This is a genomic window from Oscillatoria salina IIICB1 (genome assembly GCF_020144665.1).
Classification (GTDB): domain Bacteria; phylum Cyanobacteriota; class Cyanobacteriia; order Cyanobacteriales; family SIO1D9; genus IIICB1.
Window position 1 is genome coordinate 84,088 of record NZ_JAAHBQ010000163.1, and the last position, 18,294, is coordinate 102,381.

General features: G+C 40.6%; 15 protein-coding genes. 5 read left to right on the forward strand and 10 right to left on the reverse strand.

The features are described 5' to 3' along the window. Window positions 1–67: 67 nt before the first annotated feature. Together G3T18_RS25025 and G3T18_RS25030 are read right to left on the reverse strand one after the other, a co-directional pair. Entirely contained in the window at window positions 68–2,293 is a 2,226-nt protein-coding gene (locus tag G3T18_RS25025; protein WP_224413312.1) for a CHASE2 domain-containing protein, read from the reverse strand. Between the two features lie 154 nt (window positions 2,294–2,447). Next, the gene (locus G3T18_RS25030) at window positions 2,448–3,245 is read right to left on the reverse strand and encodes a DUF928 domain-containing protein (protein ID WP_224413313.1); all 798 of its coding nucleotides are present in this window, start codon (window positions 3,243–3,245) and stop codon (window positions 2,448–2,450) included. 55 nt (window positions 3,246–3,300) lie between these two features. Here G3T18_RS25030 and G3T18_RS25035 point away from each other — a divergent pair, with 55 nt between their 5' ends. From G3T18_RS25035 to G3T18_RS25045, 3 genes are all read left to right on the forward strand, one after another. Continuing rightward, window positions 3,301–3,471 (forward strand): hypothetical protein, encoded by a 171-nt coding sequence (locus tag G3T18_RS25035; RefSeq protein ID WP_224413314.1) that lies wholly within the window; start codon window positions 3,301–3,303, stop codon window positions 3,469–3,471. 108 nt (window positions 3,472–3,579) lie between these two features. Continuing rightward, window positions 3,580–7,221, forward strand: coding sequence for a chromosome segregation protein SMC (gene smc, locus G3T18_RS25040; RefSeq protein ID WP_224413315.1), 3,642 nt, complete (start codon window positions 3,580–3,582; stop codon window positions 7,219–7,221). Window positions 7,222–7,332: 111 nt separating this feature from the next. Next, window positions 7,333–8,325 carry a PRC-barrel domain-containing protein gene (locus tag G3T18_RS25045; RefSeq protein WP_224413386.1) on the forward strand — a complete coding sequence of 331 codons (993 nt, stop codon included), beginning with the start codon at window positions 7,333–7,335 and terminating at the stop codon, window positions 8,323–8,325. 205 nt (window positions 8,326–8,530) lie between these two features. Here the strand turns inward: G3T18_RS25045 and G3T18_RS25050 are convergent, their stop codons facing one another. Further along, window positions 8,531–9,697: a glycosyltransferase gene (locus G3T18_RS25050; protein WP_224413316.1), complete on the reverse strand. Its 1,167-nt coding sequence runs from the start codon at window positions 9,695–9,697 to the stop codon at window positions 8,531–8,533. Window positions 9,698–9,863: 166 nt separating this feature from the next. On the opposite strand from G3T18_RS25050, the gene G3T18_RS25055 reads away from it, so the two are divergent. Continuing rightward, on the forward strand, window positions 9,864–10,526 hold the full coding sequence (locus G3T18_RS25055; protein WP_224413317.1) for a carbonic anhydrase: 663 nt from the start codon (window positions 9,864–9,866) through the stop codon (window positions 10,524–10,526). Window positions 10,527–10,634: 108 nt separating this feature from the next. On the opposite strand, the gene G3T18_RS25060 is transcribed toward G3T18_RS25055, so the two are convergent. Continuing rightward, window positions 10,635–11,723 (reverse strand): polysaccharide pyruvyl transferase family protein, encoded by a 1,089-nt coding sequence (locus G3T18_RS25060; RefSeq protein WP_224413318.1) that lies wholly within the window; start codon window positions 11,721–11,723, stop codon window positions 10,635–10,637. A gap of 173 nt (window positions 11,724–11,896) precedes the next feature. Between G3T18_RS25060 and hpsE the strand changes: the two genes are divergently transcribed. Next, window positions 11,897–12,943 (forward strand): hormogonium polysaccharide biosynthesis glycosyltransferase HpsE, encoded by a 1,047-nt coding sequence (gene hpsE / locus G3T18_RS25065; protein WP_224413319.1) that lies wholly within the window; start codon window positions 11,897–11,899, stop codon window positions 12,941–12,943. A gap of 127 nt (window positions 12,944–13,070) precedes the next feature. Here the strand turns inward: hpsE and G3T18_RS25070 are convergent, their stop codons facing one another. The 6 genes from G3T18_RS25070 to G3T18_RS25095 all read right to left on the reverse strand — a co-directional run bounded on the left by G3T18_RS25070 (window position 13,071) and on the right by G3T18_RS25095 (window position 18,248). Next, entirely contained in the window at window positions 13,071–13,700 is a 630-nt protein-coding gene (locus G3T18_RS25070; protein ID WP_224413320.1) for a CBS domain-containing protein, read from the reverse strand. A gap of 861 nt (window positions 13,701–14,561) precedes the next feature. Continuing rightward, on the reverse strand, window positions 14,562–14,837 hold the full coding sequence (locus G3T18_RS25075; protein WP_224413321.1) for a hypothetical protein: 276 nt from the start codon (window positions 14,835–14,837) through the stop codon (window positions 14,562–14,564). A gap of 206 nt (window positions 14,838–15,043) precedes the next feature. Then, on the reverse strand, window positions 15,044–15,361 hold the full coding sequence (locus G3T18_RS25080; protein ID WP_224413322.1) for a hypothetical protein: 318 nt from the start codon (window positions 15,359–15,361) through the stop codon (window positions 15,044–15,046). Between the two features lie 484 nt (window positions 15,362–15,845). Continuing rightward, a complete protein-coding gene (locus G3T18_RS25085) occupies window positions 15,846–16,193 on the reverse strand; it encodes a type II toxin-antitoxin system RelE family toxin (protein WP_224413323.1) in 348 nt (115 codons plus the stop codon). A gap of 13 nt (window positions 16,194–16,206) precedes the next feature. Further along, window positions 16,207–16,602 (reverse strand): type II toxin-antitoxin system Phd/YefM family antitoxin, encoded by a 396-nt coding sequence (locus G3T18_RS25090; protein ID WP_224413324.1) that lies wholly within the window; start codon window positions 16,600–16,602, stop codon window positions 16,207–16,209. Beyond that, entirely contained in the window at window positions 16,599–18,248 is a 1,650-nt protein-coding gene (locus G3T18_RS25095) for an SWIM zinc finger family protein (protein ID WP_224413325.1), read from the reverse strand. The genes G3T18_RS25090 and G3T18_RS25095 overlap by 4 nt, the downstream gene beginning before the upstream one ends. Window positions 18,249–18,294 lie beyond the last annotated feature (46 nt).

Consider the following 18,294-nt stretch of genomic DNA (forward strand, 5'->3'; position numbering starts at 1 on the left):
CTTATCCCTTAACTAGGGTAATTTTTGAGAGTTTATTGCTCGAAAATTCAAGAGCAAATGTAACTGTTCAAGGAGATTTATAAAGTGCAGTGAGTTGTGCTTCTATCTGGGGAGGTTTAGATGTAAATCGAATTAAAAAACTTCCTTTATCTAAACTAATTGAGAGAACTTTAGCATAAATATCTTCACTTTTTTCACCTTCGTTAAGCAAGTTTAGCTTGATATTAGTTAGGGGAGAAGGAAGAGTTTCACTTCCACCTGCTTGCGATCGCACTTCGGCAGCGTTAGCGGAAATTTGAATTATCTTACCAGAAAAGATATTTTCGCCAATATGTTTACCCTCCAAAATGGTGTATTCTAAAGGGATTGCTTGGGAAAGCGGTTTAAAGACATCTTTTTCTTTGACTAAAGAGAAATTATATTTACCAGCAATGCCGCCGATATCATAAATTGTAATCGGTTCTTGGACGCCTTTTGGCTGTACTTGCATTTGGTCGTCAATGCTCAATTGAGAGGAGTCTACTTCGTTAAGAGTAGATTCAGAAATGAGAATTTGACCGCCTGTAGTGTAAGATTCAATACGATAAGTAAGATTGACGTGACTGCCAACTACACCGTATTTGGTGCGTTTTTCAGAACCAATATTACCGACAACTACTTCACCAGTATTAATCCCAATACCCATTTGTAAAGGCGGTAAATTCCAAGCTTGCATTTGTTGGTTAACAGGTTCCATTGCTAATTGCATTGCTACCGCCGTAGCGATCGCTCTTTCGGCATCGTCTATTCTAGGTGTAGGCGCACCGAAAAGCACTAAAATTCCGTCACCCATAAATTCGTCAATCGTACCGCCATACTTAGTAATTACATCTGCCATGTATTCCAAGTAAAAATTGAGGATTTTGACGACTTCTTCGGGGGCTAATCTTTCAGAAGTGGCGGTAAAACCGCGTAAATCAGAAGTCAAAATTGTAATTTTCCGCCTTTCTCCACCGAGTTTTAAACCTTCAGGATGGTCTAATAAATTAGTTACTACTTCATCACTTAAATAGCGTCCAAAAGTTTTGCGAATTTCGCTGGCACTACGAGCAATATAAGCAATAACGGCAACTATTGCGCCACCAAAAGCTAAAAAAGCTGGAACGACAGGTAGCCACCAACCGGATAAAAAAGCAGTAAAGGTTGTACCAAATAAGACACCTCCTGCCAAGAGAAAATAAAGTAGTTTTTGCCAAGAAAAAGAACTAATTCGCTCTAAATCTCGGCGAATCCAAGCTAAGGTAGCACCCACTCCAGCCCAAAAGAAAATCCACAGCCATTCTCCCGGTTCATGCCAACTTTTAATTAAATCCTGTTCGCCTTTTGCCAAACTAATTAAATGGTTAGTCAGATTAGCGTGAATTTCTACCCCAGGCATTGGTTCGGGAGAAACCAATAAACCGCCACTGTAGGGAGTATAAAATAAATCCTTAAAACTTTCGCCTACAGAACCAATTAAAATTACGCGATCGCGTCCCCAGTCTGGATCTACTTCGTCGTTGAGAATTTTCCTGAGTGGTACAACTTCAAAATGGTTTCTCGGACCCTGATAATTTAATAACAATTGATAGCCGTCAGTTTCTGCACGGACATAACTGCCGTGGTTGGCTGCCAAAGGTGTAAAAATGGTTTCACCGAGGCGAAATTTCTCTTCGTCTAAAGTTTCTACAGCAATCCCTTCTGCATCCAAGTAAAGCAAAGCCAGATAAAAACCGAGACTGTAAAATCTTTCCCCGTCTCGATCTAAATAAATTAGGCTGCGACGTACCCGGTTGTCAGCATCAACAATCAAATCGTTAGAAGCTACTTGTCCTTTTTCTTTTAACATTGGAGGGGCGGCAACTGTACCAACTCCCGTCGCACCCACTACTTTTTGCACCCCAATTAGATTGGGTGTAGAAGCAAAGACTTCAACCAAATCTTCATGACCTGGTTCTACAGGCAAATCGCGATAAATGTCAAGCCCGATCGCTCTCGGTTTTCTTTCCTTGAGTTTTTCTAACAATTGAGCGTAAATAGCATCAGGAACGATCGCCTGTCCAATTTCTTCCACATCTTTTTCATCAATTCCGACGATCGCCACGCGATCGTCTGACAATTCCGGCGATTGACGCAGCCGCATATAGCGATCGAAAACTGCCCATTCCCAACTTTGTAATAAACCTGTCCCACGCACTAAAATTACTAACAATGCCACACACGGAGTAGTAATCCAAATACCGCGTCCTTGCCAAAGAATTTTTTTGCTGTTCATATTATTTATTGGGGTGGTCAGTAATTGTCAGTTATCGAGAAGCACGCGCCAGAATCTCTTACGAAAAGAGGAAGCCTGTTGCTTCCTCTCCCACTATTATTACAACTTTTGTCGCCATCGAGCGTCACCAAAAGCGAGCAATAACCAAAGATAATTACTCATTAGTCAATTCATCGGGTAACAGTTCAGTTTCCGACTCACTCAAATCAGTTTTCGCCGTACAGCAATTTACCAAAGGTGCTTCCACAAGTGTTTCTAAACCAACCGATTCTAGGAGTGTTTCCCATTCTTCAGGAAAAGAATGATGCAATTCAGCTAAAGTTTTTACAGTTTCGCTCCAAATTTTAGCTTGAGAATAAAGTTTGGCTTGTTCTAAAGGTGTAGAATTATCAATTTGATTTTTCAAAGTCGGACTGATTTCAGTACGCGCCAAAACGCCACTAACAAAAAGATCGTCGGTGCGATCGCCTTGATTGCAAATCAAGGCTAACTCCCAAACATACTCTTTTCCTGTTTCCAGGGTTTCCTTGCCATCAGTGCGAGTTGCAGGTAGTTCGAGTTTTACTATACCTGGAGTATCAGTAATCGCAAACGTAGTTTGATAAACTTTATTTCTCGACTCATCAAATAAAGTAAATTCTGCCGAGGACGCCTCCGTTTCCGGAACGTACCAAAACACCGTCGGATTAGCACTAACAGTTGTGCCGACATTATTTGCAGGCATCAAAACCGTTAAAGGCGTTTCCGTAAACGAAATACATTGTACTCCTCGCGTTGCCCCTCCCGCAGTACGAGCAGGTGCGCCGCGATCGCTGGTAGCGGGAAAACTCAGACTTACTTGCCATTGTTGCGGCAGTGCCGACAATGGTAACGGTACAGAAAAGCTAAATAATACTGGTGAGAGTAGTCCCGCGATCGTTAAGGGAAATTGAATCGATTTTGGCAAACCCATTGATTAAATACTCCTATGCCTAAATTCAACTCGTGAGGACAATTGAGCGATAACTATGGTTGTTCCTCCTACCGGAATTATGGTCATGTTACAGCGTATGGGCAAACCTGACGGCTTTTCGCTAGTGCCAGTTCCACATCAGCTAGATTCTCCCGATGAAACGAGAATTTCCTCGCCTTTAGGCAGGGTAGGTGTCAATTGCGCTACAAAGGAATACAACAGGTAGTTGCTGGATTTCGAGTCAAGATAACTTTCGCTCTTGATGTTGCTCATGTTAACCTGTGGAAATTATCCTGCTAATAATACACCTGTATTTACTTATTAACCTGCGCCTATGGTTCATATTAAGCGGGTGGAACTCACCAATTTTAAATCTTTTGGCGGTACTACCTCAATTCCTCTTCTCGATGGCTTTACTGTGGTTTCTGGACCGAATGGTTCGGGGAAGTCGAATATCTTGGATGCGCTTTTGTTTGCTTTGGGACTGGCTAGTTCTAAGGGAATGCGGGCGGAACGGCTTCCGGATTTAGTTAATCACAATCAAAGTAATCGTAAGGGAACGGTGGAAACGAGCGTGACTGTGACTTTTGATTTGTCTGATGGTTCGGTTACTTTGCCACCGTCAGTCGAGGGAAATGGTCATTTGTCCGCCGAGGAGTCGGAGGTTATTCCTAACTCAGAATGGAGTGTGACGCGGCGTTTGCGGGTGACGAAGGGGGGAAATTATGCTTCGACTTATTACCTGAATGGCGAAAGTTGTACGGCGACGGAACTCCACGAACAATTAAATCGCTTGCGAATTTATCCGGAAGGTTACAATATCGTCTTGCAAGGGGACGTGACTCGGATTATCACGATGAATTCGCGGGAACGTCGGGAAATTATCGATGAATTGGCGGGAGTTGCGGAATTTGACCGGAAAATTACTCAAACTAGACTCACTTTAGATACAGTGAGGGAGCGAGAAGAACGCTGTCGAATTATTGAACAAGAGTTGACTAAAGCCCGCGATCGCCTGGCGGCTGATAAGGTGAAAGCCCAGAAATATAAACAATTGAAGGCGGAAATTCAAGAAAAGCAACGCTGGGAAGTTGTGTTAAAGTGGCGATCGCTACAACAGCAACAAACTAAACTCCAAGCTGAAATTGCTCAAGGGGAACAAGAGTCAACTCTTTTAACTCAACAATTAACCAATCTCGCTACCCAAATTACCCAAACAACCGCTAAACTAGAGCAACTCAACACTCAAGTCAAAGCACTAGGCGAAGAAGAACAAATCGCCGTCGCTTCCGAACTCGCCCAACAGCAAGCCCAACAAAGTCAACTACAGCAACGACAACAAGAACTTTCTCACACTGCCGCCCAAACTCAAGCCGAAATTGCCCAAACTCAAGCTAAAATCTCCTCAGACCGCGAAAATTTAGCGGCAATTCAACAACAGAAAACTAATCTCGAAACTAACGAAATTACGACTTTATCTCAGCAACGGCAACAAGCCCAAGCAACCCTCGATGAATTACGCCAACAAGCAGACAAACTCGCCTCCGCTTCCGAAGCTTGGGTACAAGAACAAACTTCCTTAACTCGCAATATCGATTCTCTCCAAGAAACCCTCGACCCCAAACGCCGCGAACAAGCCCAACTCAACGAACGTTACAGCCAGCTAGAAGCGAAAATTAAGCAGCAAACTGCCCTTTTAGCCGAAACCAAGCAAGAACTCGCCCTCAAACAACTTGATGCGATCGATCTCGAAGAGTCAGTTAACGCTTCCCAAGCAAAAACCCAAAACCTCACCCAACAATTAGCCGCAGCCGAACAAGAACGCACAATTCACCAAGAAACTCAAAGCCGCTTGTTGAAAGAACAACGGGAAAAACAACGCCAACTTGACAAACTTGAAGCTACCAGCCAAGCGCAACAAGAAGCCCAAGGTACTTACGCGACGAAAATCATTTTACAATCCGATTTACCCGGTGTTTGTGGTTTAGTCGCTCAACTCGGACAAACTGCACCTCAGTATCAATTAGCTTTAGAAATTGCGGCTGGCGGGAGATTAGGTCATATCGTCGTCGAAGATGATAGCATCGCCGCCGCAGGAATTGCTCTGCTGAAGGAAAAACGAGCAGGAAGGGCGACATTTTTGCCTTTGAATAAAATTCAGCCTCCGCGCTCTTTTTCGACGGTAGCTTTGAGTTATGCGCGGGGTTTTGTCAATTCGGCAGTTAATTTAATCGAATGCGAGCAGCGCTACCGGAATGTTTTTGCTTATGTTTTTGGTAGTACCGTTGTGTTTGAAAATTTGGAAACTGCCCGCGCTCATCTGGGACAATATCGCATTGTGACTTTGGATGGGGAATTGTTAGAAGCTAGTGGTGCAATGACGGGGGGAAGTCGCCCCACTCATAATACTTTGCATTTTGGCACGCAAACTACTGGGGAATCGGCGGAAATTCAACAGTTAAAAAGGCGTTTGCGAGAAATTGAGGAACTCTTAGGGCGTTACGAGCAAATTAGTCAGGAAAAAAATGAATTTGTCAAGGGTTTGTCGCAGGAATTAACTGAAAGTCGGCAATTTGCACGGGAGCAACAGTTACATTTACAACAGTTACAACGCGAAATTGAGCGTTTGACAAATCAGAAAAATCAATTGGAAACTCAGTTAAGTCAGAATAGTCAAGAACTTGAGACAGCAACGCAAAGACTGCACAGTTTAGCTGAAGAAATACCGAATTTAGAAACTCAATTACAACAATCTCGCCAAAAATTAGCTGAGTTAGAAGCTTCAGGAACTCATAGCGAATGGCAAGAAAGTCAAAAACAGATTAAAACAGCCGAGCAGAAATTGCAACAAATTTCGCAAAATTTACGCGCAGCCGAAGTACAGTTACAAGACTTAGCTAATCAATGTTCGCGCTTAGAAGAAAAAATTGCCTTGGGAGAGCAACATTTGCTAGAGTTAGGCACAAGGCAAATTAGCCTAAGCTCTCAAGAAGCAGAAATTAAACAGCACTTAGAAGCGAACCAAGAGAAAATTAACCAGACAGAACAGTTATTAGCAAAATTAACCGCCAAATTAGGCGAAACCAAAAAAGAACGCGATCGCGTCGAGAAACAACTAACCTCGCAACAAACAACTCAAAGACAGCGATCGTGGTTACAAGAAAAACTCCTCGCAACTCAACAAGAACGTCAAGCAGCTTTACTCAGTTTACAAACAGAATTAGAAACTCAACAAGCCGAATTACCCGATCCCTTACCAGAAATTCCCTTACTGGTCAATACCGAACCTGAAGCAAACGCAGCCAGAGAAATTGCTTTTGACAGCTTTAGCGCTCAACTCGAACAACTACAAAAAGAACTGCATAACCTCCAAAAACGTCTCGAAGCAATGGAACCAGTCAATATGTTAGCTTTAGAAGAGTACGATCGCACTCAAGCTCGCTTACAAGAACTTTCCGCAAAACTGAGTACCATCGCTGCCGAACGTACCGAATTACTTCTCCGCATTGAAAACTTTACTACCTTGCGATTTCGCGCTTTTAAAGAAGCCTTTGATGCAGTTAACGAAAACTTTCAAACTATCTTTGCTACTCTCTCCGAAGGAGACGGTTATTTACAACTTGACGATCCCGAAGATCCCTTTGCTGGTGGGCTTAACTTAGTCGCCCATCCTAAAGGTAAACCAGTACAACGACTCAGTTCTATGTCTGGCGGAGAAAAATCTTTAACCGCACTCAGTTTTATCTTTTCTCTACAACGCTATCGTCCCTCTCCTTTTTACGCCTTCGATGAAGTTGATATGTTTTTAGACGGGGCAAACGTAGAACGATTAGCTAGAATGATTAAAAAACAGGCGCAGCAGGCACAATTTATTGTTGTCAGCTTACGCCGTCCGACGATCGAGTCTGCGGAACGCACGATCGGAGTTACTCAAGCCAGAGGAGCTTATACTCAAGTGTTAGGAATTAAATTGTAACCTTCAAGGTTATTATGCGATAAATTAGCTTACCAATAGCGATTGTTAAAAAAACTACCATTTTATACGAGATAAAAGGAAAGGATGCGAGAGCTTCAATTTCAAGACCCCATGACCACTGACAAAAACCGCTTGCGCTCAGAGTTGATTAATACTAAGGTAATCGCTAACAACAGTGCGAAGCAGTTGGGAGTGGTAAAAGAACTATTAGTAGATATCGATCGACGTGAGGTCGTCGCGCTGGGTTTGCGAGATAATCTGCTTGCTATAGCGGGTATGCCTAGTTATCTGCTTCTAGAGAGCATTACCAAAACTGGTGATGTGATTCTCGTCGATCGTGAAGATGTAATTGTTGATATTGATGTCGATGTTTACAGCAAGTTAATCAACTGTGAAGTGATTACCGAAACTGGAGAACTCTTAGGAAGAGTTCGCGATTTTCAGTTTAACTTGGAAACTGGTACGGTTTCTTCTTTAATTATCGCCTCAATTGGACTGCCTCAAATTCCCGACCAAGTGATTAGTACCTACCAGTTACCAGTAGAGGAAATTGTCAGTAGCGGTCCGAATCGTTTGATTGTCTTTGAAGGAGCTGAAGATCGCGTCACTCAGCTTACGGTGGGCTTATTAGAACGTTTGGGTATTGGCAGACCGCCGTGGGAACGAGAAGATGATGAGGTTTACTATCCGCCTGTAGCTAGTGCTGACAAACAATTGGGAACAGGGGTTCCTCTACAAACTCCGGCGACTGCTCGACCTGTGGAAGCAAGGGTTCCGGAATACGAATACGAGGAAGCTTGGACTGAAGACGACGATTTGCAGTATGCTGAAGCTCAACCTCTGCCTGCGCGACAGCCGGAAACGATTCGTTACCAAGAATATGAGGATGACTACGAGGAAGATAATTGGGGTGATGCTCCGGCGAATACTAGCTACCAGACACGAGCTTATGTGGAACCTGAACCTCCCCAAAAAGAGTATGAATATGATGAGATGCAGGAAGATGTTTGGGATGATGATGTCAAACCGGAATCTTACAAGCCTCCTCGTTTGAATATTCCAGAGAAGACTAAAGCTCCGGAATACGAAGAGGAAAGTTATTAGATAATTTGTTTTAACTGTGGGGGGGCTTGATTTCATGCGCCTTGTATCGGTATTGTCTTTACCTAACCCCCTAACCCCCTTCCCTACCAGGGAAGGGGGAGTATTTTTTACTCCCCTCTCCTACCAGGTTGTCATACCATTTCCCTAAATGAATGCTCTGTAGAGACTAAAATGCAACGTCTCTACCCAATTTCATGTAGTAAATCTAATAATTAATGAGTTGCAAATATGTAGCAACGGATTTTTCGACGCTGAAGTTACGCCACCTTGGTAATTTTTCGGCTGCTAGGGGTGATAATAGTGCTGAGTGCATGGCTTTGGCTAAGGCGCTAACATCTCCCACTGGTACTAGCTGACCGTATTTGCCATCTGCTAAAATTTCTCTGGGTCCGTGGGGACAGTCGGTGGAGACTACTTGCGATCCACAAGCGATCGCTTCGATTAATACTGTTGGTAGTCCTTCGGATTTTGAGGAAAGTACGAATACTGCTGCTCTACTCATATAAGCATAAGGATTTTCTACATATCCAGGCAACCACACTTCTGCTGTTAAATCTAGTTGCTCGATCTCGGTTTCTAACTGTTTCCTTAAGTTTCCTTCCCCTAAAATTATTAACCGTGCTTTTCCTAGGGATTGGGGACTGGGGATTGGGGACTGGGAATTAGGTTTTTTTCTTAACTCTGCAAAGGCGCGAATTAAGGTCGAAAAGTCTTTTTCGGCGGCTAATCTTCCTACTGCTAAAAATACAGGTGGTTGATTTTTTTCTAACCAAGGATGAACTAATTTTTCTTGAGCTTTCAGTAACAAATTTTCATCGATAATGGGATTATAAATTACTTTTACTGAACCCGATTTTAGTCCTAAATAATTTTCTAAACCTCGCGCCATTCCTTGAGAAACTGCAACGATAGCATCTGCACGAGGATAAAGTAATTTTCGCCACCAATAAGAAATTTTGTCTTGTAAATTTTCTGATAATTTCTCATTTTCAAACCAATTCAGATGTTCCACTAATGCTAAATAAACTGGAACTTTTGCTAAAGCTTTTGCAATTACCGCCACTCCGTTAGCAATTGTTAAATGAGATAATAATAAAGCTGGTTTTTCTTGACGTAAATAACGAACTAATGGCGGAACAATTTTTAAAGCGCTGGTAGTACCACCAGTAATTTTAGCATTTAAATCTACTACTCTGACACCTTGGGGGATATCTGCTAAATACGGTCTTCCTTTTGCCCAGTCTAACACAAAATCAACTTTAATTCCGCGTTGAATCATACCTTTTAGTAAATTAATTACTACTCTTGTAATTCCCCCACCACCAGCAGGATTAGCTAAAATTGCTACATGGATTAATTGCGACTCGTTCATAATTATTTGTATTTCTTGATAGTGTTTTTTGTTCGATTATTAAGAACCAAAACAAAATTTCGTTTCTAGTTGCCTGGATCGGGCTACTTTTGATAAAGTGCTGCTATTGTCTAATTTTAGGCATAAATGTTTATAGTAACCACAAACTAATCGCTAACTGGAATTTATGAAATATCAATCAATTGAAACATTACTAAAGAATAATCAAGCTTGGGTAGTCGAACAACTTGCTTTAGATCCTCACTATTTTGAGGAATTAGCACGAGGACAAACTCCACCATTTCTTTATATTGGTTGTTCTGATAGTCGTTTACCCTTAACTAGATATACAAAAAGTCAACCAGGAGAATTATTTGTTCATCGTAATATTGGTAATCAAGTATCATTGACGGATATTAATTTTCTCTCAGTCTTAGAATACGCGATCGCGCATTTGCAAGTCCAGCATATTATTGTTTGCGGACATTACGATTGTGGAGGAATTAAAGCCGCTTTAGAAGGAAAAACTACTGGTTTAGTTGACAATTGGGTTAATCCTATTCGCGAACTTTATTTAGAATCAAGAGAAGAAATTGACCTTTTACCAACCCGCGAAGCTAAACTTAATCGACTCGCAGAAATTAACGTTATCGCACAAGTTAAAAACCTCTATCAAACTTCAATCATCCGCGAAGTTATGCGACAAGAAACAGCCCCACAAATTCATGGTTGGGTTCTCGAAATCAAAACTGGTTTAATCAAAAATTTAAACATCGCAACCGAAGAATGGCAATTTTATCCTAGTTGTCAATTATCGAATTCAGGTTTACTTGAACTCTCAACAAACTAAATTTAAGCCGCTCGTTTGATTTGTTACTAGAGACGTAGAGTAATAATAAATCATTCACGTAATTTGTAGAGACGTTTTAGATAATGTCTCTACAGTAAGTTGGCATCTCTAGTTTATTGAAGAATGAAAAATTTCTCTAATTTTGACTCGAACTTCCTGACTATTTTTGGCAAAATGACACCAATTTATATTTTTACTCCAAGTTTGATAAAAAGATTCATTTTTGTGGTAAGAATTAGGCAAAAATAGATGAGGAATACCTAGGAGTAAACAAAGGATGTGTCCGTGTAAGCGATTGGTAAGAATTACCTGATACTGCTGAAATTGATAAATTCCTGCGTGTAGCAAACTTAAGGAAAGTTGTTGTAATTCGGGGTTATCTACTTGGGAAAATTTTCGCTTGTATCTGTACTTATTTAACCATTTTCTGCGCGATAAAAACTCATCGGGAGTCAAGATTCCTTTTTGCCAAAATTCTCGATATAAGTAAGCTATTTTTTTGAGAAATGGAGGTTTAGAAGTACCTAATACTAAATGAAAAGCTTGCCAATCTTCAACTACTAAATTAGGAATATTTAGGGAAGCGGGCGAAATATTCTCGTCTAATTCTCGATCTTGTCTGTAGTGATAAAGTATTGATTTCTTTGGTTGGCAATTTCGGGTTATTCCGGGAAGTTTGAGCAAATGAAATGCCATGTCTGGAGCTTTTATTACTTGACAATTGGTAAAATTTTTGCTAGCAATTTCATAACTATAATTATCGCGAACAAAGATGGTAAGATTGGGGTGAGAATTAAAAATTTTTGCTGCGTTGATTAAATTAATTTGGTTGGCAAAATAGATACTTTGGGGCAAAATAATAATCGGACGGTCTTGATAATGAGAAATGATTCTTTCGCGAAATTTTTGATAAGGTAGCCACAAATCGCCTAAATTTCCGCCACCGTTGAGAATAATTGGATTTTTACCTACTTTTTGGTTGAGTAATTCGTCAGAAAAATTATGTATATTTGCTGTGTAACTAACTTGGGTTTGTAAAACGTCAGTTAGATAAAATAAAGCACCTAACCAAATTAGATGATCGCCAATGTTGGGATAGTTAGGATAGTCGAGGAAAGCACATTTTTCTAATGTACCAATTGTGGTTAAAGCTGCGTGTAATTGCTGAGTGATTTGCTTGGGTTGAGAAATATTCATGAGAATGTTAGCTCTTTAATTAAAGAGTGAAGCGGTGGCGTGCTACATTTCTAGATAACATTTTTCCTTGAATTTAGACAAAAAGCTATATCTAGATTTAGAATAGAGAGTATTATTTTAATAATCGTGGTTTTTGCTGGTAACTTTATTTCTCAAAGTGAGCTTGTGATACAGTGCAAAATTGGTCAGCCATCGCTAGCCATAATTACAAGGATATGTTGAATACGATCGCGCTTACTGTTGCTATCTGCACTTACAATGGTGAAAAACGGCTTCCAGAGGTTTTCGAGCGACTGCAACAACAAGTAGACTTAGAAAATCTTAGCTGGGAAATCTTGATTGTCGATAATAATAGCAGCGATCGCACGGCGGAATTAATTCGAGCTTACCAAATTAATTGGTCAATTTGTGACCTAGTATACTGTTTTGAACCCCAACAAGGGTTAGCTTATGCTCGACAACGAGCGTTGAACGAAGCCAAGGGTAAATATATCGGTTTCCTCGATGACGATAATTTACCAGATCCTCAATGGGCGAGATCGGCTTTTGCGTTTGGGGAAGCACATCCCACTGCGGGAGCTTATGGTAGTCGCATCTACGCTGATTTTGCCGTTACTCCTCCGGAAGGGTTTGAGGAGTTTGTCTCGTTTCTGGGAGCAAAAGATCGCGGCGAGAAGGCTTTTATTTACCAGCCTCGTAAGCGAATTTTACCACCTGGTGCAGGTTTAGTTGTGCGTCAGCAAGCATGGCTAGAAAATGTTCCCAAGCAACTGTTTCTCAAAGGTAGAGTCGGGAAATCTCAGCTAGCGAGTGAAGATTTAGAAGCACTAGCTTATATTCAAAACGGCGGATGGGAGATTTGGCATAACCCGCAAATGCAAATTACTCATAGAATACCAGAATTTCGCCTGCAACCAGAATATTTACTGGCGATCGTTCGTGGCATTGGTTTGGCTCGTTACCATATTCGCATGATTCGCCTCAAAATTTGGCAAAGACCTTTGCTGTTTCCTCTTTACGCTCTCAACGATTTACGGAAATATGTTTATTTATGGCTCAAATATCAGCGCAAAGCTCAGAAAAATCTGGCTACCGCTTGCGAAATGGAATTTGTGCTGAGTAGTCTAGTTAGCCCTTTTTATCTCTGGAAAGAAACTTGGCATCGCAAAGAGAAAGCTGAGGATCTTGCGTTTCCACAAATTGATAATCATTTACAATAATTAATAGGTGGGCAATTGCCCACCTAAAGTATTTTCCCTCTTTTGGCGAAGATGGGAAAAATATTTCCGTGAATCTCTTTCTGGGTAATAATCACCCGATAGCTCTAGTGGCGCAATGCTGCTAGAGTTATACTTTTGCTAGTAACTTCTCGTGACGCAGTTGCAGCACTTCTGGATGGGCGTCGCAGAATTCTTGGAATGCTGTTTTTTCTTTAAATTCTGCTCCTTGTTGATAAGCTGCTTCGCTTTCGATGTCGTCTACTAACTCCCAAGCATCGAGACATTCTTTAGAAGTAGCGCCGTAAAGCGAACAAGCTGAGTTAGCATCAGCGATCGCTCGGACTAATTCTTGAGCGAGAACTTTGACTTTCGGATTCTCTAAGTAATCGCCTTTTTCGATGATGTCGCTAATTGAAATAATACCGAGAAGTTCGCCTTGAATTACTGGTGCAACGTGAAGCCCTGTATTAGCAAATAACCGTGCGACATACTCTACACCAAGGTTGGGATTGATGACAATGCAGGGTTTGGTCATAATTTCGTAAACCCGCAGTTTTTCAGGATCTTTCCCGTAAGCGACAACTTTGTAAACAATGTCGCTTTTGGTGATAATACCGTAAGCATCTTGATTATTGCGCACATCAACAATTAATGCCCGCAGCTTTTTAAATTTCATCAGTTTGATTGCTTCAGCCACTGTTGCCGAACCGCGAATAGTGGCTACGTCTTGGGTCATAATGTCAGAAGCTTTTAACATAAATCTGAAGTTGATTATTAGGGACATCCATAATAATACTCCTTTTTTTCTAAAATTTTTGTTGGCTTTTTTTTGTATTTTCTGTATTATTTCATCTTTGAATACTTGCGCAGTAATGCTTTGGGCGCACTACAAATAGCTATTTTTACAAGTAAATAATTTATTTTTCTAAATAGCAAACTTTATTAAACAAACTCAAAACTGATTTACTTTTGTCAACTTAAATTGCTCTCGAACAGCCCAGAAATAAATTCAGTAGCTAAAATTTTACAACTAAAGTTATAGCAAAACGAAAATTTAATTTATTTTTTAAGGTTGGTGTAATTAACTGTAAATAAAAAGTAGCGATCGCTCTCCGTAGTTAGAAAAGCTTTGTTGCAATTGTGCTGAATAAATGACAATAATTCGCTTCAGCGAAATGAGATAAAAATAGGGAGCAAGATACTCCCACTACCAAAAAAAATCGCGTCCACCCAAACTCATTGGTTGCCCCTTCGTAAATCTCTCAGGACTACACTACTCAACTCAGTGGAGCCAACCACCCCTAAACAAATAACTTAGTCATTAGTTTCCGACTTTTAGCCGTAATAACATTCACAACACAACTAAGTAGGAGGAAACCAAATTGTAATACTGGTTGGCTCCACACGAGTAGGGAGTAGGGTAGTGATGTGTGTTTAAATTTAGCGCAAGGACGACGATCGCATCGCCCAGTTTGCAAGGCTGTTTGCCAACGATTTTGAGTAAACGCGAACTTTACTTTTACTTAGTACATGATAACTTATTTTTTCGTCTTCACACCATATTTAGTGTATTTAATTTTCTTATATTCTATCACTGGTAGTTGAGAGGCGGTAAGCGTTACGCGAAAGCTATGTCAACGTGGGAGTACATTTTTCTACATCTAAAGTAAAATGGGCAGCAAAATACTCCTTTATCTGTTGTTGAGATAGCCCGATATCCTTGAGGATATTTAACATTTGTTATAAATTCGCCACTAATATCTATTATTTTCAATGGTTTTTCGTCAATAAAAAGTTCTACTTTAGTTCTTTTTACTATTTGGTTACTACCTTGTATTGGGCCGACAAAGAGTGTGTAACCTGATTGAAGATCAAATATTTCTACAACCGTCATAGTAAAGCTTATAGGTAACTATTCCTCATTTTTGTGAGTGCTTTAACATCTGCATCAGACAAACCTAATAGTTTCTTATGTCTAATCATAAAATATTTGACATGAATTTCAGATCCAGTATCTCCTAGTTTATCAATAATTCCCAAGTGGAAATGCCCCCAGAAGCCCCATCAGCGAAGCCAACTCGGAATCTGGGAATAATTCAGCTACCAATTTTTTTTCAGTTCAAAACTACCATACAGAATAATCAAATCAAAAATATCTGTATGAAAAAAAGCAGGTTGTTTGTGTGATTTCTTTCCAAGCTGGAAGTCAATTATATCTGCTTCTATATCGTTTGCTCCTTCTGGAAAAAGTAAAGTCCATTCAATTTTACGGCATTTACTGAAAACAAATTGATAAGGCAGTTGCACATCTGGATCGTATACACAATTAATAGCAACCTGGGTTCCCCAAAAGTTGATATCTATTTTTGTAATTAACGAAGTAAAATCTCCAAAACCTAGTAATGAAAAGTCGTCCATATTGCTAGTCAACATCACTGGTAGTTGAGAGGCGGTAAGCGTTACGCGAAAGCTATGTCAACGTGGGAGTACATTTTTCTACATCTAGAGTAAAATTGGCAGCAAGATATTCCCACTACGAAAAAAAATCGCGTCCACCCAAACTCATTGGTTGCCCCTTCGTAAATCTCTCAGGACTAGACGGCTCAACTCAAAAGCTGTAGTACGGGTAGTGTGGACTTTAATTTCCAAGAAATCAAACCGTAAATCACACTACCCTACTACAGCCAAGTCACGAGACGGCTAGTGAAGCGTGTCTAAACTTAGCGCAAGGACGACGATCGCATCGCCCGGTTTGCAAGGCTGTGTGCCAATGAATTTAACTGAACGCGATTTTTAATTTTGATAGTCAATTATAGCACATCAAATCTCAAAAAGCAAGAAATAAACCTCCAACTGGCATCTTTGCGCCTTCGCGCGTATCACATTTTTACCTCTGTAGAAACTATTCTTCCTCATTAGATGAAATAGGCGCTATTTCTGCTAACAGTTGCTTGGTTAGAGCATAAACATCTTGTTTATCTCCTTGTTTGCGCCGACCAATTCCCACTACAATAACTAATATTTGAGCCTGCTGAATTTTATAAACAATTCGATAACGCTGTCCTACGGCTCGAATACTACGGTAGCCACTTAATTCTTGAGTTAAAGCTTTACCTTGTTTATCTGGCTCATGTTTTAATTTTGCTAGCTTTTTGAGTAATAACTGTTGTTCTCGACGGTCTTTAATTTGAAGCAAAAGTTGCCGCGCTTGCGTAGTAATAATTACCTGATATTCTAAATCTGACTCCATTGATTGATAATAGTTAAAATTCCAGTTCTGCTTTTAAATCCTCTAAACTGATAGTTTCTCCAGCATTTGCTTGCTGAATTCCTAATTGTAACTGAGTCATAAATTCTCGGTCGGAAAGTATTTCTACTGTTTCTAAGAGAGATTGAAACTGGGATAAACTCAAAGCCACTATTACAGGTTTACCATCTTTAGTAATGATAGCTGGTTCACTTGCTAATTCATTTGGTAATTCAGGTAATTGTTCTTGTGCTTCGGCAATAGTTAGGTATTTAGCCATAGTTAAAGAGTAGGAGTTTTGTTTTAATCTAGCACCAAGTGAGACAACGCCTTTGCGTCTACTCGTTCGCGTAGCGTCTCCGTAGGAGAAGCGAGAACGGCTTCGCCGAATGCGCCTTTGCGCGATATTCATTGAAATTGACGTGCGTGTTCCATTCGCAAAGCGAGAATATGTTCGCATGGACCCTTATATAACTTATTTTGTCGATGCCAATTGCAAGTACATTCAGCCGCAACAATACGCTCGTCAGAGTCAACTGTCAAACTGGGAGTAAAATTTTGATAGATGTCTCTCACATTACCTTGAACTGCAAAACCGCCCCCAGCATCGCTAGAACTCGTAATTTTGACTTGATTATAAAGGAGAAAGCGGGAAGCTTTTTCCTCCCTTTCATTAGCGAAACGTAGCCTTTCCATTGGTAAAGGTTCGCGGCTGAGTTCCCGAACGCGGTAAACTTGCTTATTAAGGTCGTAAATTGCCCGTCCTGCTTGAGTATACGCACCTAATGCACCGAGAATAGCAGTTCGACTTAAGTTTAAGCGTTGGGCGAGGCTGTCGGGCGTTTCCAACCAATTTTCGGCTAAAGCGGCAAAAATAAGTCTTTGGGTATCGGCATCTACATCCGCACGCGGAGCCATAAGATCGAAGTTACCAGATTGTGACCAATCGTTAGCCGTCCAACCGGATAAACCGAGAGTAAAAGACATATCTCCTAAGTCAGCGACGTAGAAAGAAGGCATTCCCGTGCCGAGTAAATGAACGGTAAACTTACGAGCAACGGGGATGAGGCGTTCGAGGATGTGTAAGCGACGACGACCCCAAGTGCGAATAGTTTGTTCTGTAGATCCAGTGTAAGGCGATCGCGCACAAACTATTTCATCTTCCCACGGTTCTAAAACAATTCGTATTGGTTCCCCTGGTTTGAGGTGATAGCGCAAACTACGCGGGCTTTGTTTTTCTTTTTTACGTCGCAACAAAAAGCAGACATTATAAATATCCATTGGATGTAACTCCAACTGAGTTGCTGGTAGCGACATCGCCGAACTTACTTGTAAAAAACCTCTTACCCAACTATCAGGTAAATCAATTTTTACTTCTTTAAAACTGTCTTCGTTGGTAGTTTGAACTTCAAAGCCGGAAGGGTCAATTTGAAATTGCGTGGTTTTGTAACTACGAATTTTTTGGAACTCGTCATAAAGGGCGGCTGAATAGTCTATATTTGTCGTTCCGCAAGCAAATTCGCTGATATTTTTGAACACTTCATAACTTACACCCAGTCGTCCATAACTCGACTCGTCTTGGGAGAAACATTCAAAAAATACTTCGTCTGGATGGACGGTAATTACTGGGTCAAGCACAAACCAAAGATTGTATTCTTTTTTGTAGAGATAACTATAGTAAGCTTGTTGGGCTTGGAAAAAATTATTTCGTTTGCGAGCAATAGCTTTATCTAAAGTTTGGATTTCTTCATTTAACTGCTTAATTTTAGCAGCAAGTTCTTCTTGTTTCGCGGCTTGCATTTGCCACTCTAAAATACTTGTTTCTTCTTGTTTTGCTAGCCATTCTTGATAAGCAGTTCTATCTTTTGGTTTGTAGCGTAAGTCAGAGACGACAACATCATGTAAGGCGCTAATTGCTTCTCGAAAAGCGACGTTTTTGCGTAATTCACCGATAAAATAAGTTGGCTGACGTTTGGTGTCGGGGGAGAAAGACATTTGCGTATTTCCCCCTTGGTTATTGACTGCGGTATTGTTTTTGTATGCGTAATTGAATTCCATAATTTAGTTTACCTTTTTTAGTTAGTTAAGCAATAATTTTTGTAAA